Origin of the sequence: Dactylosporangium sp. CA-139114 (assembly GCF_050955725.1) — a bacterium.
Classification (GTDB): Bacteria; Actinomycetota; Actinomycetes; order Mycobacteriales; family Micromonosporaceae; genus Dactylosporangium.
This window is the reverse complement of the sequence record NZ_CP192080.1, coordinates 9,421,115-9,443,954: the sequence shown is the minus strand read 5'-3', so window position 1 is coordinate 9,443,954 and position 22,840 is coordinate 9,421,115. Positions and strand designations below refer to the sequence as shown.

At 73.7% G+C, this 22,840-nt stretch carries 19 protein-coding genes; 16 read left to right on the top strand and 3 right to left on the bottom strand.

Annotated elements, in window-relative coordinates; genetic code table 11:
- The first annotated feature begins 97 nt into the window (after positions 1-97).
- The 9 genes from ppc (at position 98) to ACQP2P_RS42335 (ending at position 13,311) form a co-directional block, all read left to right on the top strand.
- The gene (ppc, locus tag ACQP2P_RS42375) at positions 98-2,908 is read left to right on the top strand and encodes a phosphoenolpyruvate carboxylase (protein ID WP_433610821.1); all 2,811 of its coding nucleotides are present in this window, start codon (positions 98-100) and stop codon (positions 2,906-2,908) included.
- Between the two features lie 69 nt (positions 2,909-2,977).
- On the top strand, positions 2,978-4,492 hold the full coding sequence (gene cysC, locus ACQP2P_RS42370; RefSeq protein WP_433610819.1) for an adenylyl-sulfate kinase: 1,515 nt from the start codon (positions 2,978-2,980) through the stop codon (positions 4,490-4,492).
- Positions 4,493-4,699: 207 nt separating this feature from the next.
- The gene (locus ACQP2P_RS42365) at positions 4,700-6,562 is read left to right on the top strand and encodes a Wzz/FepE/Etk N-terminal domain-containing protein (protein ID WP_433610817.1); all 1,863 of its coding nucleotides are present in this window, start codon (positions 4,700-4,702) and stop codon (positions 6,560-6,562) included.
- Entirely contained in the window at positions 6,559-7,953 is a 1,395-nt protein-coding gene (locus ACQP2P_RS42360; RefSeq protein ID WP_433610815.1) for an O-antigen ligase family protein, read from the top strand. Before ACQP2P_RS42365 ends, ACQP2P_RS42360 begins: the two co-directional genes overlap by 4 nt.
- Positions 7,950-9,158, top strand: coding sequence for a hypothetical protein (locus ACQP2P_RS42355; protein ID WP_433610813.1), 1,209 nt, complete (start codon positions 7,950-7,952; stop codon positions 9,156-9,158). The genes ACQP2P_RS42360 and ACQP2P_RS42355 overlap by 4 nt, the downstream gene beginning before the upstream one ends.
- Positions 9,159-9,160: 2 nt before the next feature.
- A complete protein-coding gene (locus ACQP2P_RS42350; protein ID WP_433610811.1) occupies positions 9,161-10,033 on the top strand; it encodes a sulfotransferase domain-containing protein in 873 nt (290 codons plus the stop codon).
- A complete protein-coding gene (locus tag ACQP2P_RS42345) occupies positions 10,030-11,508 on the top strand; it encodes a lipopolysaccharide biosynthesis protein (RefSeq protein WP_433610809.1) in 1,479 nt (492 codons plus the stop codon). The genes ACQP2P_RS42350 and ACQP2P_RS42345 overlap by 4 nt, the downstream gene beginning before the upstream one ends.
- Complete coding sequence (locus tag ACQP2P_RS42340) at positions 11,505-12,251, top strand: methyltransferase domain-containing protein (RefSeq protein WP_433610807.1); 747 nt, start codon at positions 11,505-11,507, stop codon at positions 12,249-12,251. The genes ACQP2P_RS42345 and ACQP2P_RS42340 overlap by 4 nt, the downstream gene beginning before the upstream one ends.
- 10 nt (positions 12,252-12,261) lie before the next feature.
- Positions 12,262-13,311: a glycoside hydrolase family 26 protein gene (locus ACQP2P_RS42335; RefSeq protein WP_433610805.1), complete on the top strand. Its 1,050-nt coding sequence runs from the start codon at positions 12,262-12,264 to the stop codon at positions 13,309-13,311.
- 43 nt (positions 13,312-13,354) lie between these two features.
- Here the strand turns inward: ACQP2P_RS42335 and ACQP2P_RS42330 are convergent, their stop codons facing one another.
- Complete coding sequence (locus ACQP2P_RS42330; protein WP_433610803.1) at positions 13,355-14,209, bottom strand: DMT family transporter; 855 nt, start codon at positions 14,207-14,209, stop codon at positions 13,355-13,357.
- Between the two features lie 71 nt (positions 14,210-14,280).
- On the opposite strand from ACQP2P_RS42330, the gene ACQP2P_RS42325 reads away from it, so the two are divergent.
- From ACQP2P_RS42325 to ACQP2P_RS42305, 5 genes are all read left to right on the top strand, one after another.
- Positions 14,281-15,651 carry a PLP-dependent aminotransferase family protein gene (locus ACQP2P_RS42325; protein WP_433610801.1) on the top strand — a complete coding sequence of 457 codons (1,371 nt, stop codon included), beginning with the start codon at positions 14,281-14,283 and terminating at the stop codon, positions 15,649-15,651.
- Between the two features lie 45 nt (positions 15,652-15,696).
- Positions 15,697-17,298 carry a DUF885 domain-containing protein gene (locus tag ACQP2P_RS42320; protein ID WP_433610799.1) on the top strand — a complete coding sequence of 534 codons (1,602 nt, stop codon included), beginning with the start codon at positions 15,697-15,699 and terminating at the stop codon, positions 17,296-17,298.
- Between the two features lie 95 nt (positions 17,299-17,393).
- Positions 17,394-18,674, top strand: a complete 1,281-nt coding sequence (gene eno / locus ACQP2P_RS42315; RefSeq protein ID WP_433610797.1) for a phosphopyruvate hydratase — start codon at positions 17,394-17,396, stop codon at positions 18,672-18,674.
- Between the two features lie 79 nt (positions 18,675-18,753).
- The gene (locus ACQP2P_RS42310; protein WP_433610795.1) at positions 18,754-19,305 is read left to right on the top strand and encodes an FtsB family cell division protein; all 552 of its coding nucleotides are present in this window, start codon (positions 18,754-18,756) and stop codon (positions 19,303-19,305) included.
- Entirely contained in the window at positions 19,302-19,847 is a 546-nt protein-coding gene (locus ACQP2P_RS42305) for a DUF501 domain-containing protein (RefSeq protein ID WP_433610793.1), read from the top strand. The genes ACQP2P_RS42310 and ACQP2P_RS42305 overlap by 4 nt, the downstream gene beginning before the upstream one ends.
- Here ACQP2P_RS42305 and ACQP2P_RS42300 read toward each other — a convergent pair.
- The gene (locus tag ACQP2P_RS42300; protein WP_433610791.1) at positions 19,824-20,774 is read right to left on the bottom strand and encodes a phosphotransferase; all 951 of its coding nucleotides are present in this window, start codon (positions 20,772-20,774) and stop codon (positions 19,824-19,826) included. The two genes, ACQP2P_RS42305 and ACQP2P_RS42300, sit on opposite strands and share 24 nt — an antisense overlap.
- A 76-nt stretch (positions 20,775-20,850) precedes the next feature.
- Positions 20,851-21,336: a cellulose binding domain-containing protein gene (locus ACQP2P_RS42295; protein ID WP_433610789.1), complete on the bottom strand. Its 486-nt coding sequence runs from the start codon at positions 21,334-21,336 to the stop codon at positions 20,851-20,853.
- A gap of 24 nt (positions 21,337-21,360) precedes the next feature.
- On the opposite strand from ACQP2P_RS42295, the gene ACQP2P_RS42290 reads away from it, so the two are divergent.
- Together ACQP2P_RS42290 and ACQP2P_RS42285 are read left to right on the top strand one after the other, a co-directional pair.
- On the top strand, positions 21,361-21,864 hold the full coding sequence (locus ACQP2P_RS42290) for an amino-acid N-acetyltransferase (RefSeq protein WP_433610787.1): 504 nt from the start codon (positions 21,361-21,363) through the stop codon (positions 21,862-21,864).
- An 18-nt stretch (positions 21,865-21,882) separates the two neighbouring features.
- Positions 21,883-22,785: an exopolyphosphatase gene (locus ACQP2P_RS42285; RefSeq protein WP_433619507.1), complete on the top strand. Its 903-nt coding sequence runs from the start codon at positions 21,883-21,885 to the stop codon at positions 22,783-22,785.
- Positions 22,786-22,840 lie beyond the last annotated feature (55 nt).

Genomic DNA, 22,840 nt, shown 5'->3' with positions numbered 1-22,840 from the left:
ACCGGAACGGCACGGGCCGACGACAGAGCCGATACGATGCCGATGAAATCGGACAGCGCCGTCCCCGCCCCGAGCCGACCGCAATTGGAGGGGACACATGTCCGACGACGCCGCTGACGCCGCCCTGCGGGCGGACATTCGCCGGCTCGGCTCGCTGCTCGGCCAGAGCCTGGTGCGCCAGGACGGACAGCAGCTGCTCGACCTCGTCGAGGAGGTGCGCGCGCTGGTGCGCACCGACCCGGAGGCGGCCGCCGAGCGGCTGCACGGGCTCGACGTGGTGACGGGCACGCAGCTGGCGCGGGCCTTCTCGACGTATTTCCACCTCGCCAACATCACCGAGCAGGTCCACCGCGCGCGCGAGCTGCGCCGGATCCGCGTCCGCGAGGGCGGCTGGCTCGAGCGCGCCGCGAAGCTCATCGCGGACCGCGGCGTGGGCGTGCGCGAGATCGGTCAGATCGCCTCGAAGCTGGCCGTGCGCCCGGTCTTCACCGCGCACCCGACCGAGGCCTCCCGCCGCTCGGTCCTGACCAAGCTGCGCGCCGTGGGCGACGAGCTCGACGCCGAGGCCGTGGCGACCGCGCTGGACGGCTCGGTGGAGCCGGACAAGACCCGCACCGCGCGCACCGACCGGCGCCTGGCCGAGGTGCTCGACCTGCTGTGGCAGACCGACGAGCTGCGCCTGGAGCGCCCGGAGCCCAGCGACGAGGCCCGCAACGCGGTCTACTACCTCGCCGACCTGGCCGAGGGCGCGGCCCCGCAGGTGCTCGACGACCTTTACGAGACGCTGCGCGACCTGGGGGTTCAGCTCCCGCCGACCGCCCGCCCGCTGAGCTTCGGCTCGTGGATCGGCGGCGACCGGGACGGCAACCCGTTCGTCACCCCGGCGGTCACCCGGGACGTGCTGCTGATCCAGCACGAGTACGGCATCCGCACGGCCGAGAGCGTCATCGACACGCTCATCGACGAGATCTCGGTCTCCAAGCGCCTGCGCGGCGTCTCGCTGGACCTCTCGGCCAGCCTCGCGGCCGACCTCGACAACCTCCCGGAGCTGCCGGCCCGCTACCGCCGGGTCAACATGGAGGAGTCGTACCGCCTCAAGCTGCGCTGCATCCGCCTGAAGCTCGGCCACACCCGCCAGCGCCTGGCCACGGGCACGCCGCACAAGCCGGGCCGCGACTACCTCGGCACCGGCGAGCTCATCGCCGACCTCGAGCTCATGCGCGCGTCCCTGGCCCGCAACGGCGGCCAGCTCGCCGCGACCGGCAAGCTGGCCTCGGCGATCCGCACCCTGTCGGCCTTCGGCCTGCAGCTGGCCACGCTGGACGTTCGCGAGCACGCCGACGCCCACCACGAGGTGCTGGCCCAGCTGTACCGCCGCGTCGGCGAGGTCGACTACAGCGACCTGTCCCGCGAAGCACGCCGCGATCTGCTCATCGACGAGCTCAACGGCCGCCGCCCGCTGGCGACCCGCGACACCGGGCTGTCGGACTCGGCGCGCAAGACGTTCGACGTGTTCGCCGCGATCCGCGAGGTGCAGGAGCGCTTCGGGCCGGAGGTCGTGGAGACGTACATCATCTCGATGACCCAGGGCATCGACGACGTCCTCGCCGCGGTGGTCCTGGCCCGCGAGTGGGGCCTGGTCGAGGTGAGCGCGGGGGCCGGCTTCGGCGGCGCGTCGATCGAGTCGGCCCGGGCGCGCGTGGGCTTCGCCCCGCTGCTGGAGCAGGCCCGCGAGCTGGAGATGGCCGGCGAGCTGCTGGACGAGCTGCTGTCGATCCCGGTGTACCGCGCGATCGTGCGCGCCCGCGGGGACGTGCAGGAGGTCATGCTCGGCTACTCCGACTCGAACAAGGACGCCGGCATCACCACCTCGCAGTGGATGATCCACAAGGCCCAGCGCCAGCTGCGTGACGTCGCGGCCCGCCACGGGGTGCGGCTGCGGCTGTTCCACGGCCGGGGCGGCACCGTCGGGCGCGGCGGCGGCCCGACCCACGAGGCGATCCTGGCCCAGCCGTGGGGCACGCTGGACGGCGCGATCAAGGTGACCGAGCAGGGCGAGGTGATCTCGGACAAGTACACCCTGCCCGCCCTGGCCCGCGAGAACCTCGAGCTGACGCTGGCCGCGGTGCTGCAGAGCGCGCTGCTGCACACCGAGCCCCGCCAGCCCGCCGAGTCGCTGGCCCGCTGGGACTCGGCGATGGAGACCGTGTCCTCCGCGGCCTTCGCCAACTACCGGGCGCTGGTGGAGAACCCGGACCTGCCGGCGTACTTCTGGGCGGCCACCCCGACCGAGCTGCTCGGCGCGCTGAACATCGGCTCGCGGCCGGCCAAGCGCCCCAACGCCGACGCGGGCCTGTCGGGCCTGCGGGCGATCCCGTGGGTGTTCGGCTGGACGCAGTCGCGGCAGATCGTGCCGGGCTGGTTCGGCGTGGGCAGCGGTCTCAAGGCGGCCCGCGAGGCCGGCCTCGGCGACGTGCTGCGCGAGATGCACGAGAAGTGGCACTTCTTCGCGACGTTCCTGTCCAACGTGGAGATGATGCTGGCCAAGACCGACCTGGAGATCGCGTCGCGGTACGTCGAGACGCTCGTGCCGGCCCCGCTGCGCCCGATCTTCGAGGTGATCAGCGCGGAGTACGAGCAGACGGTCGCCGAGGTGCTGGCGATCACCGGCGAGACGGCCCTGCTCGACCGCCAGCCGGTGCTGCAGCGCACGCTCGGGGTCCGCGACAGCTACCTCCAGCCGCTGCACCATCTGCAGGTGACGCTGCTGGGGCAGTACCGCGACAGCAAGTCGGCCGACGCGGGCGCCTGGCCGGGTGGCCGCCGCTCGTCGCCGGACCCGGCCCTGGAGCGCGCGCTGCTGACCACGATCAACGGCATCGCGGCCGGTATGCGCAACACCGGCTGAGCCCCCGGACCGTTCCTATGGCAGGCTTGCGAGGTGTCTGTGAACGGTTGGGGTGTCGAGGGTTTCACGTTGCCGGATGACGTCTTGCGGGACGCCCCGACCTATACCCCCAAACCGTCCGAACTCGCGGACCTGGAGCTGCTCGTGTCGGGGGCCTATGCGCCCCTGACCGGGTTCCTCGGCTCGGCCGACCTGATCGCGCTGCGCCGCACCGGCCGGCTGGCCGACGGCACCGCCTGGCCGGTGCCGGTCACGCTCGAGCTGCCCCGCAGCCTCGCGGAGCAGTTCGACGTGACCGACCCGGCGCGGCGGGTGCTGATCCTCGCCGATCTGGAGGGCGCGCCGGTCGCGGCCCTGGACGTGCAGGAGGTCTACCCGGCCCGCAAGACCACCGCCGGCGTGGCCGGCCCGGTCCGGCGGCTCGGCGACGGCGGCCACGGCGCGTTCCGGCGGATGCGCCGCACCCCGGCGGAGGTGCGCGGCTCCCTGCCGCCCGGGCGGATCCTCGGCGTCATCGCCGACCGGCCGCTGCACCGCCCGCAGCTGGCCCAGATCGCGCGCGCGGCCCGGACCCTGGCCGCGCACCTGGTGGTCCTCGTCCCGATCGACGGGCCCGGCCCGGACGGCCTGGCCCCGGAGGCCCTGGTCCGCTGCGTGCTGGCGGCCCGCGACCGCATGCCGGCCTCGACGATCGTGGCCCTGCCGCTGCCCAACCACGACGGCGACGACATCCGCGACGCGATGCTGCGCACCCGGGTCGCCGCCTCCTACGGCGTGACCCACCTGCTGGCCTCGAGCGAGTCGATGCTCTCCGGCGGCGGCCTGCGCGTGCTGGTCCCGCGCGAGCTGGCCTACGACGGCCGCGACGGCCAGTGGCGCTCCCTGGACGACATCCCGCCGCGGCACCGCCGCCTGCCGCTCACCTTCGCCGAGATCGACGACTTCCTCGACCGGGGCACGATCCTGCCGGAGTGGCACACCCCGCCGGCCGTCGCCCGCGAGCTGGTCCGCGCCCGCCCGCCCCGTCGCCAGCGCGGCCTGGTCGTGTTCTTCACCGGCCTGTCGGGCAGCGGCAAGTCCACGATGGCGACCGGCCTCGCCGACGTGCTGCTGGAGACCGGGGAGCGCACGATCACCCTGCTCGACGGTGACATCGTGCGCCGGCACCTGTCGGCCGGGCTGGGCTTCTCGGCCGAGGACCGCGACACGAACATCCGCCGCATCGGCTGGGTGGCCGCGGAGGCGGCCCGGCACGGGGGCGTGGCCATCTGCTGCCCGATCGCCCCCTACCGCGACGCCCGGGCCGCGGCCCGGCAGTTCGCGCACAACGCGGGCGCCGACTTCGTGCTGGTGCACGTGGCGACGCCGCTGGCCGAGTGCGAGCGGCGGGACCGCAAGGGGCTGTATGCGAAGGCCCGGGCCGGGCTCATCAAGGGCATGACGGGCATCGACGATCCGTATGAGGATCCGCTGGACGCCGAGCTGACGATCGACACGACCGACCTGTCCCAGGGCGAGGCGGTCACGACGGTCCTGCGCTACCTGGGCAGCAACGGGTGGCTGGACCCGAGGCCCATTCCTTAGGAGATTCCTTGCTCGGGTCCGCGGTGGTCCGGACCGTCGCTCCCGCCAGGAATCCCGGCCTCCGCGGTGACAAGAGCAGGCTCGACGCGTTGAACCCCGTAGCGAGCACGGGTGAACTCGCGCCGACCCGGACCAATCGGCCATTACGAACATAGCGGTCGCGGCGTTAAGGGCTGGAGAACCCGACGCCGAAGGGGCCGCCGCTCAATGGACGCCACACGCCTGCACTCCGCTGATGCCGCAACCGACTCCTCCGGCGTCGATCTGCTCGGCATGGCCCGGCGCCACTGGTGGCTGGTGCTGGTGTTCGTGCTGGTCGGCCTGGCCGGCGCCGTGCAGTTCACCTCCACGCAGACCAAGGTCTACGAGTCCTCGACGTCGGTCCTCGTCTCGCCGATCGGCAACGGGCAGGACGCGAACTCGACCAGCGGGCGCACCAAGGGTGACATCAACCTCGACAACGAGGCCCAGCTCGTCGCCAGCACCACGGTCGCCACCGACGCCGCCGCGCTCATGCGCTCCACCACGCCGCCCGACACGCTCGCGGCGAGCGTGCGCGTCGAGGTCCCGCCGAACACGACCTTCCTGGTGATCACCTTCTCGGCGGGCACCGCCGAGCAGGCCCAGGCCGGCTCGCACGCGTTCGCCGAGGCCTACCTGCGCAACCGCGAGGAGTCCGCCAAGGCCGACGTCGCCGGCCGCATCGCGATCCTCAACGACAAGATCAACCAGCTCAACACCGGGCTGACCCAGATCAACACCAAGCTCGCCACGCTCAAGCCCTCGGACCCGAACCGGCCCAACCTGGAGAGCCAGCGCAGCACCGCCACCGCGCAGATCAACGCCCTCGCCGGCCAGCTCAACCAGCTGCTCACCACGACCGTGAGCGCCGGCAAGATCACCCGCGACGCCGACCTGCCCAGCGCCCCGGTCAAGCCCAACCGCCTGCTCAACCTGGCCAGCGGCGCGGCCGCCGGCCTGCTGCTCGGCGTCGGCGCGGCCATGCTCCGCGAGCGGCTCGACCAGCGCGTCCGCCGCGCCTCCGACCTGCCCCGCCGCGTCGACGTCGGCGTGCTCGCGAGCGTCCCGGGCCGGGTCAAGCCGCGCCTCGACGACGTGTTCGCGCCCTTCGGGGCCGGCGGGCGCATCTTCAACCGGCTACGCAACGAGGTCCTCGCGAGCATCCCGGCCCCGGCCGGCGGCGACGCCCGCGTCGCGCTCGCGGGCCAGGTCGTGGTCGTCGCCGGGGCGAGCCGGGGCGCCGCCTCGACCGTGGTCGCGGCCAACCTCGCCGCCGCGTTTGCCCGCACCGGCGCCGAGACCGTGCTCGTCTGCGCCCACCTCCCCGACAGCATGGTCGACACCGCCTCGGTGAACCGGATGCTCGGCGTGCGCGCGGTGCCCGGCCTCTCCGACGTGCTCGCCGGCCGCTTCTCGCTCAGCAGCGCCACCCAGCGCGCCCCGCGCCACCCGAACCTCAGCGTCGTGACGACCGGCGGCACCGCCAGCGCCGGCGGGCTGCTGCAGTCGCAGGCGCTGCGGGACACCCTGGCCACCCTGCGGGAGCGGGCCGCCTACGTCGTGGTCGAGGCCCCGTCCACCGCCACCAGCGCCGACGCGCAGAGCCTGGCCGCCCTCGCCGACGCCGCCATCGTCGCCGTCGAGGTGCGCCGCACCCGCCACACCGAGATCGCCGACGCCGCCGACCAGCTGCGCCGGGTCGGCACCCCGCTGCTCGGCGCCGTGGTGCTGCCCAAGCTCGCCGCCCCGCGCGGCGGCGAGGAGCGCGACACCGCCGCGGCCACGCCCGCCATGGCCGACGACATGACCACGGTGCTGGAGAAGCTCCCGCCCAAGGAGGAGAAGGAGGAGCCGGTGGTGGCCAAGCGCATCCGCACGGCCCCGGCCGCGGCCCCGTCGTCCCCGGCCCCCACGGCTCCCGCCACCCCCGCGCCGCCCACCGTGAACAAGACCAAGACGGTCCCGCCGACGCGGCAGACCCGCACCATCTCGGTCACCCGCATCCCGGCCGAGGCCCCCAGCGAGAACGGTGCCGACAAGCGCCGATGACGACCCTGACGAGCCACCCCTCCGCCGACGCCGGCCTCGCCGGCCCCGGCGCGCCGTCCCGGCCCCGCAGACCGGTCCACCGGCTGGCCGCCTGGCCCATGACCGGGATCCTCCTGCTGTACCCCCTGTGGTGGGCCCTGGGCCTCGGCGTCCTCATCTTCTTCATCGCCGCGGTGCCGATGGCGTGGTCGCTGATCCGCCACCGCGCGGCCGGCCACGTGGTGAAGCTGCCGCCCGGGTTCCTGCTGTGGCTGCTGTTCCTGGCCACCGTCGGCTTCGGGCTGTTCACCCTCGGCGCCGATCCGGCCGGGACCGTCCCCGGCACGTGGTCGAGCCGCTCGGTGTCCTACGCCTTCCGCCTGGGCGGCTACGGCGCGCTCACCGTGCTGCTGGTCTACGCCGGCAACCTCGAGCGCCGGGTGCTCACGCAGGAGCGCTTCGTGCGCCTGCTCGCCTGGCTGTTCGCGGTCACCGTGGCCGGCGGCGTGCTCGGCATGGCCGCGCCCCGCTTCGAGTTCACCGCGCCGTTCGAGCTGCTGCTGCCCGCGCACGTGCGCCACGACGGGTTCGTGCAGTCGCTGGTGCACCCGACCGCGGCCCAGATCATGAACCTGCTCGGCGGGGAGACGCCGCGGCCGGGGGCGCCGTGGGGGTACACGAACACCTGGGGCAACAACGTGTGCCTCCTGGTGGGCTGGCTCGCCGTCGCGGGCTTCTGGCTGGCCCGGCGCCGGCGCACCAGGGTCGCCGCGGCCGCGACGCTGCTCGTCGCCGTCGTGCCGATCGTGTACTCGCTCAACCGCGGCCTGTGGATCGGCCTCGGCGTGATGGCCGTCTACGTGGCCGTGCGGCTCGCGCTGCGGGGCCGCCTGGCCGCGCTCGGCCTCGTCGCGGTCGTCACCGTCGGCCTGGCCGTGGCGCTCGCGGTCACCCCGCTCGGCGACGTGGTCAACGCGCGCGTCGACGACGGCAAGTCCAACGGCGTGCGGATGTACACCACCCAGAAGGCCCTCACCGGCATGTGGGAGTCGCCGCTGATCGGCTTCGGCTCGACCCGCAGCACCATCGGCGGGCGCAACTCGATCGCGGTCGGCGAGAGCAGCAACTGCGCGCGCTGCGGCAACTTCACCATCGGCGGCAACGGCCAGCTGTGGCAGCTGCTCTACGCGCACGGGCTGATCGGCACGTTGTCGTACATCGGATTCTTCCTGGCCGGCCTGTGGCGGTTCCGGCGCGACGCGAGCCCGATCGGCCTCGCCGGCGGCGCCGCGCTCGTGTCCGGCTTCGCGGCGATGCTCTGGTACAACGCCCTGGTCACCCCGCTGGCCCTGACGTTCCTGGCGTACGCCGTCCTGTGGCGCAACCAGCAGAAGGGTTTCAGCGAGCGATGAGTCCGATGAAGACCGCGCCGGCCGCACTGCGAGCCGACGACGAACAGCTGCGCGCCCAGTACATCGAGGAGGTTCTGGGCCTGCTGTACCCCGGCGACGGGGACCGGCCGGTCGAGTACCTCGTGATCCCCAACGCGCGCAAGCCGCGCCTGCTGGTGCCGGCCGACGACCGGCGGGTGGCCGCCGCGGCCGTGCGCCGCTACGCGGAGCCGCAGTCGCGGCTGGCCCGGCTCAAGCGCGACGCCGTCGTGGCCGCGCTGCGCACCGGCCTGTCCGGGCTGCTGCTGCGCGACCGGCTGACGCTGAGCCCGGCCGAGGACACCATCGACACCTACCTGGGCCGCCACCTCGGCGCCGGCCTGCGCCTGAGCGTCCACATCGGACCCGCGCGGGCCAACCGCAAGCCGGTGCTGCAGCTGCTCGACGGCGACGGGCGCACCCTCGCCTTCGCCAAGCTCGGCACCTCGGCGCTGACCCGGGAGCTGGTGCGGGCCGAGGCGGCCGCGCTGAGCACCGTCGGCGCGGCCGGCCTGACCCAGGCCCGGGTGCCGGACGTGCTGCACGCCGGGCAGTGGGGCGAGCACGAGGTGCTGGTGCAGTCCGCGCTGCCGGTGTGGCAGCCGCGGGCGCCGCTGACCGCGCCGCGCCTGGCGGGCGCCATGCTCGAGGTGGCGCGCTGCTGCGGCACGAGCCACGGCCGCCTCGACGGCAGCGGCTACTGGAACCGGCTGCGCGCGCGGCTCGACGCCGTCGCCGACCACGCCGAGGGCGCCGCCCTGCGCACGGCCGCGGAGCGCATCGCGCGCGCCGCCGGCGACGTGGAGCTGCACTTCGGCTCGTGGCACGGGGACTGGTCGCCGTGGAACATGGCGGCCGTCGCCGACGCGGTGCTGGTCTGGGACTGGGAGCGGTTCACCCCGGGCGTGCCGATCGGCTACGACGGGCTGCACCACGCCCTCCAGCTCGGCATCGGCCGCTCGCCCTCGGCGGGCCAGGCCGTCAACGAGCTCGTCGCGGCCGCGCCCGACCTGCTGCTGCCCTTTGGCGTGGTGCACCGCCAGGCGGTCGAGGTGACCGCGCTGCTGTACCTCATCGACCTGGCCACCCGGTACGTCACCGACCGGCAGGCGGAGGCCGGCGCCCGGCTGGGCGTGCTCGGCAGCTGGCTGCTGCCCGTCCTCGTCGCGCGAGTGGAGGCGCTGTAACCATGCCCGTGCAGGTCCCCGAGACGATGAAGCGCATCGTCCACTTCGGATCCCGCAACTACGGTCACCTCACCGCCGGGCGGCGGATGCTGCCGCAGTTCCTCATCTGCGGCGGGCAGCGCTGCGGCACCACCTCGCTCTACCGGGCGCTGGCCGCGCACCCTGCGGTCATCAAGGCGGTGCTGCACAAGGGCGTGCACTACTTCGACGTCGGCTACCACCACGGCCTGCGCTGGTACCGCGGCCACTTCCCGCTGCAGCGGCGAGCCGAGCGGGTGCGGGCCGAGTTCGGCGTGCCCGCGCAGACCTTCGAGTCCAGCCCGTACTACATGTACCACCCGCACGCGCTCACCCGGATCGCCGCCGACCTGCCGGGCGTGCGCCTCGTCGTGCTCGTGCGCGACCCGGTCGAGCGGGCCTACTCGCAGCACGCCCACGAGGTCGCCCGCGGCTTCGAGCCCGAGGTCGAGTTCGGCCGCGCGCTCGAACTGGAGCAGGAGCGGCTGGCCGGCGAGCGGGAGAAGCTGCTGCGGGACCCGTTCGCCTACAGCTTCGCCCACCAGCACCACGCCTACCGGGCCCGCGGCGAATACATCGAGTACCTCGAGCCGATGGCCCGCCTGCTCGGCCGCGACCGCATCCACGTGGTCGACAGCGGTGAGTTCTTCACCCGGCCCGAGCCCGTCTACGACGCCGTCGTGGACTTCCTCGACCTGCCGCACGTGAACACCTACCCGAAGTTCGAGCGGCACAACGCCCGCCCGCGCAACCGCCTCGACGACTCGATCGCTCAGCGGCTGGCGGAGCACTACGCCCCCTACGACGAGCGCCTCGCGAACTTCCTCGGGTACAAACCCTCCTGGATGCCATCGTGACGGCAACGCTGGAGCGGCCCGCACTGGAGTCGCCCGGCGGGATGCTGCGCGGTGCGGCCCGCGGCGGGATCGCCAACCTGGCCGGCACCGCCTGCACCGGGCTGGCCGGCGTCGGGGTCACCTGGCTGGCCGCCCGGGCCCTCGACCCGCACGCGGCGGGCGCGTTCTTCGCCGCCACGGCCACGTTTGGGCTCGGCGTGACCTTCGCCAAGCTCGGCGTGCAGACGTCGCTGGTCTACTGGCCGGCCCGGATGCGCGCGGTCGGCGACCTGTCCCGCTTCGGCGAGTGCCTGCGCATCGCGCTGGTGCCGGTGGCGGTCGCCGCCGTGTGCATCGCGGGCGGGCTGTGGTTCGCGGCCGACCTGCTGCCGGGCCGGCCCGACCTGGTGCGGGCGCTGGCGCTGTTCCTGCCCGCGGCCGCGTTCACCGACGTGCTGCTGTCCATCACCCGCGGGCTGCGGGCCATGCGCCCCACGGTGCTGCTGGACCGGGTCATGCGCCCGGCCGCGCAGCTCGTGCTGCTGGTGCTGGTCTGGTCCGCGGGCTGGGGCGAGCAGCTGTTCGCCGCGTTGTGGGCGCTGCCGTACGTCCCGACGGCGCTGCTGGCCGGGTACGCGCTCAAGCGCCTCCGGATCCGCCTCGACCTGAACCGGACGGAGACCTCGGACTTCACCCCGAAGCGGTTCTGGTCCTTCACCGCCCCCCGCGCCGTGGCGAGCTTCGCCCAGATGGCCCTGCAGCGCGTCGACGTGCTCATGGTCGCGGCGCTGGCCGGGCTCGCCCCGGCCGCCATGTACGCCGTCGCCGGCCGGTTCGTCATCCTCGGCCAGTTCGTGAACCAGGGGGTGTCCCAGTCCGTGCAGCCGCGGCTCGCCGAGCGCCTGGCCGTCCGGGACACCAAGGGCGCCAACCTGCTCTACCGGCAGGCCACCGCGTGGGTGGTGCTGTGCTGCTGGCCCCTGTACCTGCTGGTGTTCACCTACGCCCCGCTGTATCTGGGCCTCTTCGGCGACCACTACGAGGACGGCGGCGTCGGGGTCGTGCGCGTGCTCGCCTCCGCGATGCTGGTCGCCACCGCCTGCGGCATGGTCGACGTGGTGCTGGCGATGGCCGGGCGCACCTGGTGGAACCTGGCCAACGTCGGGCTCGCCCTCGTCGTGATGCTCGCCGCCGACGCGCTGCTCATCCCTCGTAGCGGTGCGCTCGGCGCCTCCGTGGGGCTCGCGGCCGCGGTGCTGGTGAACAACCTGGTCCCGCTCGTGCAGGTGGTGCGCGGGCTCGGACTGCACCCCTTCGGCCGGGCCACGCTGCTCGCCGCCGCCATGGCGACCATGTGCTTCGCGGTGCCGCAGCTCGCGCTGTGGCCGCTGCACCCCGGATTGATCGTGAAATTCGCCGCCACGGGGGCGGGTGCCGTCGCGTATTGCTGCGCGGCGGTGCGCATGAAACAGGTTCTGATGCAGGGGGAGCGATGAGAACGGACTACGCGGAGGTCTTCCAGTCGGAGGCGGCGGTCGACAAGTACGAGCGGGTGGTGTACGCGCCGGAGACCTACGCCTCGGCGGTGAGCGGGCGCCAGCGGGCCTTCCTGCGCCGGCTGGTGCGGCGGGAGTTCACGGCGCGGCGACCCGTTCAGCACGACTTCGCCTGCGGCACCGGCCGGGCCATCAAGCTGCTGCACGGGGTGGTGCGGGCCGCGCACGGCTACGACACCTCCGAGCAGATGCTCGCCAAGGCCCGGGAGGCGGGCGTCTACGCGAAGCTGCACCAGGTGAGCGAGGAGGGGCCGCTGCCGGAGCCGGCGACGGTCGACGGGCCGGCCCTGGTGACCGTGTTCCGGCTGCTGCTCAACGCGCCGAAGGACGTGCGCGACCGGGCGATCGCGTTCGCCGCCCGGATCCTGCCCGAGGCCGACTCGGGGCTGCTGGTGGTGGAGAACCACGGCAACCGCGCGTCGCTGCGCCACCTGCGCCACCGGCGGCACCGCGGCAACGCCTGGTTCGCCGAGCTGCAGCACGCGGAGGTCGAGCAGCTGCTGGCCCGCCACGGCTTCGAGGTCATCGACCGGCGCGGCTTCGCGGTGTTCCCGGCCGGCGCGTACCGCCGCGAGTGGCTGCGCCCGATGGCCCGCAAGGCCGACGACCTCGCCACCCGCTCGCGCAGTCTCTCCGGGGTGGCCACGGACGTTCTCTATGTAGCCAGGCGCATTCCGAAGTAGGGGAGCCCCTTTGAAGCGGATCGTCGTTACCGTCGCCGTGGTGGCCGTGACCGTCGCGGTCGCCGCGGGGATCACCCTGACGGTGCTCAACCACGGGAGCCGGACGCATCCGCCGTCGGCGGCCCCATCGTCCACCGTGGACACGGGGCCGCCGGCCATCGCGACGTCGGAGGGGCCGTTCCAGGCCGGGCCCGTCGGGCCGCCGAAGCATGGCTCCTACCTCGGCGCCTGGGTGCGGCCCGGCAGCCTGACCGAGTCCGGCCGGGTGACCGCGATGACGGCCTGGGAGCAGTCGCTCGGGCGCAAGATGGCGATCGTCAACACCTACCGCCGCTTCGACGAGGACTTCGACACCGTCTCGGACCGGCAGTTCGCGGCCCGCGGCAGCACGCTGATGCTGTCGTGGGCCGGCGGCGACACCCGGCTCATCACCATGGGCCGCTACGACGACCTCATCCGCCAGCGGGCCCGGGAGCTCAAGGCGTTCGGCCACCCGGTGCTGCTGCGCTACCGCTGGGAGATGGACCGCCCGAACCTGCGTGCGCAGATGTGGTCGGGCGCGGACTACATCGCGGCGTGGAAGTACGTGCGCAACATCTTCACCCAGGAGGGCGCGACGAACGCCTCGTGGGTGTGGTGCCCGACGGCCGAGGGCTTCCAGGGCGGCTACGCGGCGGACTTCTACCCCGGCGACGACCAGGTCGACTGGACCTGCGTGGACGTGTACGCCGGCACGAAGTACGGCACCATCGGCCAGCTCATGCGCCCGTTCCTCGAGTTCGGCGCGAAGCACCCGAGCAAGCCGGTGATGGTCGGCGAGTTCGGCATCGCCCGCAGCTGGGGCACCGAGCAGCGGGCGTCGTGGTTGCGCGACGCCTCGGCCACGTTCAAGGCCAACCCGCAGATCCGCGCGGTGCTGTACTTCGAGTCCGACCCCACCGACAACAAGGGGCCGACGAACCAGTTCATGGTCTCGGACGACCCCGGCGTGCTCGACGCGTTCCGCTCCTCGCTCGCGCAGGACACGTACTACAGGCCGATGACGAGCTCGCGGCCCTGACGCACGGCCGCGGCGGCGGTGCGCGGGTCGGCGAACGCGCCGATCAGCGCGCCGGTGAACGGCTCGCGGTCAGCAGGAGTCCGGCACCCACCAGCAACACGCCGAGGACCTTGGCCGGGCCCGGAACCTCGTGGTCGACCACGGCCGCGGTGCCCAGGGCGAACACCGGCACCAGGGCCAGGAAGACGCCCGCGCGGTCGACGCCGAGGCCGGCCACGCCCGTGTACCAGCACACGAACGCCACCACGGTCAGCACGAGCCCGAGGAACGCCAGGGCGGCCGCCTCGCACGGGTGCGGAAGGCGCGGCCGCTCGCCGGTCAGGGGCAGGAGCAGCAGCAGCAGTGGTACGGCCAGGGCCGTGCTCCAGGCCGAGACGCGCACGGGTCCGAGCCGGGGCAGCAGCGGCGCGGCGAGCAGCGAGAAGGCCGCCTCGCAGGCCAGCACGCCACCGGCCGCGACGAGCCCCGCGGTGTCGTGCGCGCCGAAGCCGGAGACCAGCGCCGCCCCGGCGACGACCACCGCGGCCGCGCCGAGCAGCCGCGGGGCCGGGCGGCGGCCCTCCGACAGCGGTCCGAGCAGGGCCAGCAGCAGCGGGCTCACGCCGACGACGGTGGCGATGACGGCCGGGTCCGCGTGCTGGAGGGCGTACAGGAGCAGGATGTTGAACGCGACCAGCCCGGTCGCGGCCACGAGCCCGAGGCGCACCAGCTCCCGCCCGGTCGGGTGGGTCCGCGCGGGTTCGCGCCGGACGAGCGCGAAGAGCGTGACGGCGGCCAGCGCGTAGCGAAGGGCCTGGCCGGACAGGATCGGATAGGCGACGACCGAGCGGCTCACGACGAACGAGCCGCCGAGAATCGCGCAGGTCAGCATGCAGTAGGCGGAGTGACGCCGGGTCATGCGCACGAACTTACGAGCGCCAGTGGTACCCGCTACAGTGCCACCGAGGGACCGTTTCGGAGGGCCACTTCTTGTCGGTATGGGAGGCGTTGGTCGAGCTCGACCGCACCCGCCCACGGGTCGGCGAGCAGCTCGTCGGCGCCCTGCGCGAGGCGATCACGCGGGGCCGCCTCGCCCCCGGCACCCGGCTGCCCTCGACCCGTGACCTCGCCGCCGACCTGGGCGTGTCCCGCGGCTTGGTGGTCGGCGCCTACGAGCAGCTGGCCGCCGAGGGCCGCCTGGTCAGCCGGCGCGGCTCCGGCACCGTGGTGGCCGAGGTGGTCGCGGCCGCGCCCCGCCGCCGCGCCGACGTCGCCGAGCGGCGCGCCGTGGTCGCCCCGCTGCGCCCGGGCGTGCCGGATCTGGGCGCCTTCCCCCGCACGGCCTGGCGCCGCGCCTACGAGACCGCCCTGACCAGCGCGCTCGACGCGGACTTCGACTACGGTGACGCGACCGGCGTGCCGCGGCTGCGGGCCGAGCTGGCGGGCTACCTCGGCCGCGTCCGGGCGGCCCTCGTGCCCGCCGACGGGCTGATCGTCACCGCGGGCGTCACGCAGGGCCTGGCGCTGCTGGCCCGGGTGCTGCTGGCCCGCGGGGTCAAGCGGATCGCGCTGGAGGACCCGGGCCCGGCCGCGCTGCGCGAGCACCTGGCCCGGCTCGGCCTCGACGTGCTCGCCGTGCCGGTGGACGCCGACGGCCTCGACGTCGCCGCCCTGGCCCGCACCCGCGTCCGCGCGGTGGTGCTGACCCCGGCCCACCAGTTCCCGACCGGCGTGGTCCTCGCCCCCGGCCGGCGGGCCGAGGTGATCACCTGGGCGCGGCGCGTGGACGGGCTCGTGGTGGAGGACGACTACGACGCCGAGTACCGCTACGACCGCGAGCCCGTGGCCTGCCTGCAGGGCCTGGCCCCGGACCGGGTGGCCCTCGTCGGCTCGGTGAGCAAGGTCCTCGCGCCCGGCCTGCGGCTGGGCTGGCTGGCCGCGCCGCCGCAGTGGCTGCCCGACCTGTGCGCGGCCAAGCACGACGCCGACAACGGCGGCCCGGCCCTGCAGCAGCTCGCCTTCGCCGAGTTCCTGGCCGGCGGCGGCTACGACCGGCACCTGCGCCGCGCCCGCCGCCTGCACCGCGAGCGCCGCGACGCCGTGGTCGCGGCCGTGCGCCGGCACCTGCCGCGCGCCCGCATCGGCGGCATCGCGGCGGGCCTGCACCTGGTCGTGGAGCTGCCGCCGGGCGTCGACGACCGCGCCGTGGCCGAACGCGCGGCCGCCGCCGGCCTGGGCCCGCTGGCGCTGTCGACGCTGCGGGTGCGCAAGGGCGGGCCGGGCGGGCTGGTGCTGGGCTACGCCGCGCACACGCCGCACGAGCTGGCGGCCGCGGTGCGCGAACTCGCCACGCTCGTGTGACCCGGGGGGTGAGCGCCGGCATCGCGCACCGGATACGGTCGGGGGATGTCCCAGCACTTTGTTCCGTTGGCCGAGCACATCGCGGACGCGTTGCTCGAGTGTGCGCCCGCGCTGGCCGCCGGCGCCGGGGATCACCGCTTCGACAACCGGCTGCCCGACTACTCCGCCGAGGGGGTGGCCGGCGACGTCGACATGCTGCGCGACGCCTCCGCCGCGCTGAGCCAGATCGACGTCGACGAGCTCGACCGGCAGGACCAGGTCGACCACGCCGTGCTGCTGGCCCGGGTGGAGCGGATGCTGTTCGAGCGCACCGAGATCCGCGAGCACGAGTGGAACCCGCTCGTGCACAACCCCGGCACCCTGCTGCACGGGCTGATCTCGCGCCCCTTCGCCCCGGCCGAGCAGCGGCTGATGTCGCTCGCCGCGCGGCTGAGCGCGATCCCCGACGCCCTGGCCACCGCCCGCGAGGTGCTCGGCGAGTCGCCCCGCGTGCACGTCGAGACGGCGATCGGTCAGTTCACGGGCACCGCCCGGCTGGTGCGCGAGGAGCTCGGCGAGCTGCTCAAGGAGGAGCCCGGCCTGGCCGAGGTGATCGCGCCGGCGCAGGAGCGCGCCGCGACCGAGCTGGACGCCTTCGCCGACTGGCTGCGCGGGCGCCTCGACTCGAGCGACCGCGACCCCCGCCTGGGCCGCCGGCTGTGGGAGGCGCGGCTCTGGCACACGCTGGACACCGAGCTGGGCGCCCGCACGGTGCTGGAGCGGGCCGAGGCGAACCTGGACCGGGTGACCGAGGAGCTGCGGGAGGTCGCGGCCGAGCTGACCGGCGACCGGGACATCCGCGCGGCCCTTTCCCGGGCCGCGGCCGACGTGCCGGACGACGACACCATCGTGGAGCTGGCCAAGGTCTCGCTGGACGAGGCGACCGCCTTCGTGCGCGAGCACGACCTGATCACCCTCATCGACGACCCCCTGGTGATCATGGAGATGCCCGAGTTCGCGCGCGGCGTGGCCGTGGCCTACTGCGACCCGCCGGGCCTGCTGGAGCCCGCGGAGCTGCCGACGTTCTTCTGCATCTCGCCGACGCCGGCCGACTGGTCGAGCGAGCGGGTGGCGTCGTTCTACCGCGAGTACAACCGCCACATGCTGCGCGACCTGACCGTCCACGAGGCGACGCCGGGCCACTTCCTGCAGCTGGCCCACGCCCGCCGCTTCCGCGGCCGGACCCGGGCCCGGGCGATCGGCTGGAGCGGCCCGTTCGTGGAGGGCTGGGCGGTCTACGCCGAGGAGCTCATGGCCGAGCGGGGCTTCGGCGGCCTGCCGGTGCGCCTGCAGCAGCTGAAGATGCAGCTGCGCATGAGCATCAATGCCATCATCGACCAGCGCGTGCACTGCGACGGCATGGGCGAGGCCGACGCCATGGCGCTGATGATGGAGCGCGGGTTCCAGGAGGAGGGCGAGGCGGCCGGCAAGTGGCGCCGCGCCCTGCTGAGCTCGACGCAGCTGTCGACGTATTTCGTGGGCTACACCGAGGTCCGGCAGATCGCCGATGAACGCCCGGCGAACGTCACCCTCCGCGACTGGCACGACCGGATGCTCGCGCACGGTTCCCCGCCCCCGCGCCACCTGCGCACGCTGCTGGATCTGTAACCCGAGCGGCGGGCGAGATCCCGCCGGGGGATAGGCTCAGGGGTGCCGCACCGTGGCGGCCGACCACAATTTTTTCGGCAAGGAGTGACACGACAGTGGCCACTATCGAAGCAATCGGCGCGCGGGAGATCCTCGACTCGCGGGGCAACCCGACGGTCGAGGTCGAGGTCGTCCTCGACGACGGCACCCTGGCCCGGGCGGCGGTTCCCTCGGGCGCCTCGACCGGCGCGTTCGAGGCCAACGAGCTGCGCGACGGCGACAGCAAGCGTTACCTCGGCAAGGGCGTCGAGAAGGCGGTCGAGAACGTCAACGAGCGCATCGCCGAGGCCGTGCGCGGCTTCGACGCCACCGAGCAGCGCCTCGTCGACCAGGCCATGCTCGACCTCGACGGCACCCCGGAGAAGTCGGAGCTGGGCGCGAACGCGATCCTCGGCGTGTCGCTCGCGGTGGCCAAGGCCGCGGCCGACTCGGCCGGGCTGAGCCTGTTCAAGTACCTCGGCGGCCCGAACGCGCACCTGCTGCCGGTGCCGATGATGAACATCCTCAACGGTGGCTCCCACGCCGACTCCAACGTCGACGTGCAGGAGTTCATGATCGCGCCGGTCGGTGCCCCGACCTTCCGCGAGGCCCTGCGCACCGGCGCCGAGGTCTACCACACGCTCAAGTCGGTGCTGAAGAAGAAGGGCCTGTCGACCGGCCTCGGCGACGAGGGCGGCTTCGCGCCCAACCTGCCGACCAACGCGGCCGCGCTCGACCTGATCGCCGAGGCCGTGGAGAAGGCCGGCTTCTCGCTGGGCAGCGACATCGTGCTCGCGCTCGACGTGGCCGCGACCGAGTTCTTCAAGGACGGCGCCTACACGTTCGAGGGCGCCGCCAAGTCGTCCGACGAGATGATCGCGTACTACACCCAGCTCGTCGACGCCTACCCGATCGTGTCCATCGAGGACCCGCTGTCGGAGGAGGACTGGGACGGCTGGAAGGCGATGACCGACGCGCTCGGCTCCCGCATCCAGATCGTCGGCGACGACCTGTTCGTCACCAACCCGCAGCGCATCGCCCGGGGCATCGCCACCGAGACCGCGAACGCGGTGCTGGTGAAGGTGAACCAGATCGGCTCGCTCACCGAGACGCTCGACGCCGTGGACCTCGCGCACCGCGCGGGCTTCCGCACGATGATGAGCCACCGCTCGGGTGAGACCGAGGACACCACGATCGCCGACCTCGCCGTCGCCGTGGGCAGCGGTCAGATCAAGACCGGCGCGCCGGCCCGCTCCGAGCGGGTCGCGAAGTACAACCAGCTGCTGCGCATCGAGGACGAGCTCGACGACGCGGCGCGCTACGCCGGCCGGGGCGCCTTCCCGCGCTACCGTGCATAAATCGTTCTGATCGGCCCGCGACCCCGATCCGCCCCGGGCGGACCGGGGTCACGGGCCGCACGGAGCTGGGGAGGAGCACATGCAGCAGCGCACCAGGCCGGGCGGGCGCGGCATCGGCCCCCGCGGCTCGGCCCCGCGTGGGCAGGGCGACCGCCGGGGCACGCAGCGGGCCGGCCGGGCGCCCTCGCGGCCGATGGTCGCGCGCCGGGCCGTGGCCACCGGCGCCGGGGCGGCGCTGCGCACCCGGGCCCCGCAGCCGCGCCGGTTCACCAGCCGCGCGGTCGTGCTGAGCCTGGTGCTGCTCGTGCTGCTGCTCGCCTACGCCTACCCGGTGCGGGTCTACCTCGCCCAGCAGGCCGAGATCGAGGCGCTGGAGGAGAGCCAGCAGCGCCAGAGCGTCAAGGTCGCCGAGATGCAGGCGCGCGCGAAGAAGTGGGACGACCCCGAATACGTGATCTCCCAGGCCCGTCAGCGGCTGCACATGGTGCTGCCCGGCGAGAAGCCCTACGTGGTCGTCGACCCGGCGAACAACCAGGCCACCGACCCCGCCGAGCTGCCGGGCGCGCCGAAGCCGCCCCGGCCGTGGTACGGCAAACTCTGGTCGAGCGTCGAGGCGGCGGACAAACAGTGAGCGAATCGGACGAGAGCACCGCGCCGGCCACCGAGGAGGATCTCGCCGTGGTCGCGGCCCAGCTCGGGCGCACGCCCCGGGGCACCCGCGCGGTCGCCCACCGCTGCCCCTGCGGCCTGCCCGACGTCGTCGAGACCACCCCGCGGCTGCCCGACGGCACGCCGTTCCCGACGCTGTTCTACCTGACCTGCCCCCGGGCCGTGCACGAGTGCAGCCGGCTCGAGTCGGCGGGCCTGATGCGCGAGATGGGCGCCCGGCTCGCGGAGGACCCCGACCTCGCCGCCCGGTATCAGGCCGCCCACGAGGACTACCTGCGCCGCCGCGAGGCGGTCGGGCACGTGGCCGAGATCGACGGCGTCTCCGCGGGTGGCATGCCGACCCGCGTGAAGTGCCTGCACGTCCACCTCGGGCACGCCCTGGCGGTCGGGCCGGGCGTCAACCCGTTCGGCGACGAGACCCTGAAGCTGGCCGGCGAGTGGTGGGCGCAGGGGCCCTGCGTGTCACTCGATGCTGGCGTGTCACTCGATGCTGGTGACGACTGAGCGCAGGATCTCGTAGCCCTCGGCGTCGTCCTGGGTGCCGGTGTGCGGCCGACGGAAGCGGCGCACCTCGACCGCGATGTCCGACAGCGCCCACCGCAGCTGGAACAGCATGATCGTGGACGGGCGGACGAGCACGCCGGTGGCCTCGGCGTAGGCCGCGAAGATCGACCCGTCGCCGGGCTCGATCAGCCACAGGTCGCGCTCCGGCGGGGAGACCAGCACCGTGTCCCAGTCGATGAGGCGCCACCCGGTCGGCGTGCGCATGGTGTTGCCCGAGTGCGGCTCGCCGTGGGTGAGCACCGCCCGCACCGGCTCGGCCCGGCTCTGCAGCACGAGCTCGTCGTAGCGGGCCAGCACCCGCTGCAGCGGCCGGCGGTGCGCCTCGAGCAGGTCGGCCGCCGGCACCGCGTAGGGGCCGCAGGCGGCCTCGTCGCCGGGCCGGCGCAGGGCGGCCTCGACCTCGTCGCGGTGCGGGACCGCGAAGTCGTCCACGCGCGCGTGGCGGCGGGCGATGGGCGGGGCGGTGTGCAGCCGGATGATCATGTCCAGGGTGGCCCGGCGGTGCGTGGGGCCGGTGAAGGCGTTCCACTCGAAGCTGGCGCCCTCGACGAGCGGGTACAGCGCGATCGTGAACGGCCCCTGGTGCACCGCGACGGCGCCGTCCAGCGCGGGGACCGGCGCGACGACGAAGGAGTGCCCGGTGGCGTGCAGGTCGGCGGCGACCCGCAGGGAGGCGTCGAGCTTCGCGGGGTCGGCCGGCTCGTCCACGGTGACGAACCAGCGGAAGCCGGCGGTGTCGGTGAGCTCCCAGTGGTGGCTGCCGAAGCCGACGGCCCGATAGCTCAGCGACTTGACCGGAATGCCCCACTCCTTGGTCAGCACCGCCCCGAGGGCGTCCTCGGGGAGTCCCGCCGGTGGGGTCAGCACCCAAAGACGGTACGTCAGACTTCACCCGAGAGCGGGACCGGAGCCCGTTCGCGGCCGAACAGTCGGATTGTTGACGTTAGCAGGGTGAGCCATTGACGGAACAGCTTGTCGGTGGTCCGGCTGGTCCCTTGGCCTCGAATCCCATCCGGATCACCCCGCCGGCCTCCAGGTAGGTGTTGTACGCCTGCGAGCGCAGCACCAGCCGCCCCGGCCCGAGCTCGGCGGTGGCGCCCCAGGTCGAGGTCACATCGACGTCCTTGGGCAGTTCCAGCCGCACGATCCAGCCCATGAGCGGCTGGCTGCCCAGGTTGGTGACGGTGACCTCGGCATTGAAGCCGTCCTTCCACTTGCTGCGCACCGCGTACGCCGCCTTGATCGAGCCGGGGGCGGCGGAGGCGGGGGCGCTCGGCCGGGGCGGTTGGGTCGGGCCGGCCGCGGGGGCCGTCGGCGGGCGCTCGGCGGGCGCGTCCTTGGTCACGTACAGGACCGTCATGGTGCCGGCCACCACCGTCATGAGCGCAGTGGTGACCATCAGCACCCGATCGCGTGTCAGGAGCCACATCCGCGCGCCACTACCCTTACGCCCATGGAGGTAACCGTCCGGCGGGCCCGAACCGCCGACGTGCGGGGGATTCGGCGACTGGTCGCGATGTACGTCGCGGACCGGCGCCTGCTCTCCAAGCCCACCGTCGCGCTCTACGAGGCCGTGCCGGAGTTCTGGGTCGCCGAGCGTACGAGCGACGGCACGATCGTCGGCTGTGGCGCTCTGCACGTGATGTGGGAGGACCTCGCCGAGGTCCGCACCGTCGCCGTCGACCCGCTCCTGCGCGGGCACAAGATCGGCCACCGGATCGTCACCGAGCTGCTCGAGGCGGCGCGCCAGCTCGGCGTGCGCCGGGTCTTCGTGCTGACCTTCGAGACCCGCTTCTTCGCCTCGTTCGGCTTCGTGCCGATCGACGGCACCCCGGTCACCCACCAGATCTACGAGGAGCTGCTGCGCTCCTACGACGAGGGTGTCGCGGAGTTCCTCGACCTGGAGCGGGTCAAGCCCAACACCCTCGGCAACCATCGGATGCTGCTGCATTTGTAGGCTTCGGGTGTGAAGCGCGTGGCGGCCATCGACTGCGGGACCAACTCGGTCCGACTCCTCATCGCCGACGTCTCCGGGGACTCGGAGATCTCGGACGTGACCCGGCAGATGCGCATCGTCCGGCTGGGCGAGGGCGTGGACCGGACCGGGCGGCTGTCGGAGGCCGCGATCGAGCGCACCCGGCTGGCCCTGGCCGACTACGCCGCGGACATCGCCGGGGCCGGGGTCGACGCGGCCCGGATGGTGGCGACCAGCGCCTCGCGGGACGCCGGGAACGCGGCCGACTTCCGCGCGATGGTGCTCGACACGCTCGGCTTCCCGCCCGAGGTGATCACCGGCGACGAGGAGGCGCGGCTGTCCTTCTCCGGCGCCGTGCGCGGGCTCACCGCCGAGGCGCCCTTCCTCGTGGTGGACATCGGCGGCGGCTCGACCGAGTTCGTGGTGGGGGAGCGCGACGTCGACGCGGCCATCAGCGTCGACATCGGCTGCGTGCGCATGACCGAGCGGCACCTGCGCGCCGACCCGCCGACGCCGGAGCAGATCGCGGCGGCCGAGGCGGACATCGAGGCCGCGGTGGATCGGGCCCTGGCCGCGGTCGACGGCGCCCGGGCCCGCACGCTGGTCGGGCTGGCCGGCTCGGTGACGACGGTGGCGGCGCTGGCGCTCGGGCTGGGGGAGTACGACCCGAAGCGCATCCACCGCGCGCGGATCTCCGCCGCCGACGTGGCCAAGGTGACCGCCGGGCTGCTGGGCCAGTCCGCCGCCCAGCGCCTCGAGCACCCCGTCATGCACCCCGGCCGCGCCGACGTGATCGGCGCGGGGGCGCTCATCCTGCGGGTGATCGTCGATCGGGTGGGGGTCGACTCGGTGATCGCCTCCGAGTCGGACATTCTCGACGGAATCGCCCTGTCGCTCGCGTAAGTTCCTCAGGTTTGCCCTGTCGGATTTGTGTCAGAGCAGCTCAGGTGCCGTGCAC

Bases quoted from the DNA above. Each gene is read 5' to 3' on its own strand.
- ACQP2P_RS42350 (WP_433610811.1), top strand. From the start codon at position 9,161: ATGCCCGTGCAGGTCCCCGAGACGATGAAGCGCATCGTCCACTTCGGA.
- ACQP2P_RS42340 (WP_433610807.1), top strand. From the start codon at position 11,505: ATGAGAACGGACTACGCGGAGGTCTTCCAGTCGGAGGCGGCGGTCGAC.
- ACQP2P_RS42295 (WP_433610789.1), bottom strand. From the start codon at position 21,336: ATGTGGCTCCTGACACGCGATCGGGTGCTGATGGTCACCACTGCGCTC.
- ACQP2P_RS42355 (WP_433610813.1), top strand. From the start codon at position 7,950: ATGAGTCCGATGAAGACCGCGCCGGCCGCACTGCGAGCCGACGACGAA.
- ACQP2P_RS42330 (WP_433610803.1), bottom strand. From the start codon at position 14,209: ATGACCCGGCGTCACTCCGCCTACTGCATGCTGACCTGCGCGATTCTC.
- ppc (WP_433610821.1), top strand. From the start codon at position 98: ATGTCCGACGACGCCGCTGACGCCGCCCTGCGGGCGGACATTCGCCGG.
- ACQP2P_RS42310 (WP_433610795.1), top strand. From the start codon at position 18,754: ATGCAGCAGCGCACCAGGCCGGGCGGGCGCGGCATCGGCCCCCGCGGC.
- ACQP2P_RS42360 (WP_433610815.1), top strand. From the start codon at position 6,559: ATGACGACCCTGACGAGCCACCCCTCCGCCGACGCCGGCCTCGCCGGC.
- ACQP2P_RS42320 (WP_433610799.1), top strand. From the start codon at position 15,697: ATGTCCCAGCACTTTGTTCCGTTGGCCGAGCACATCGCGGACGCGTTG.
- ACQP2P_RS42290 (WP_433610787.1), top strand. From the start codon at position 21,361: ATGGAGGTAACCGTCCGGCGGGCCCGAACCGCCGACGTGCGGGGGATT.
- ACQP2P_RS42365 (WP_433610817.1), top strand. From the start codon at position 4,700: ATGGACGCCACACGCCTGCACTCCGCTGATGCCGCAACCGACTCCTCC.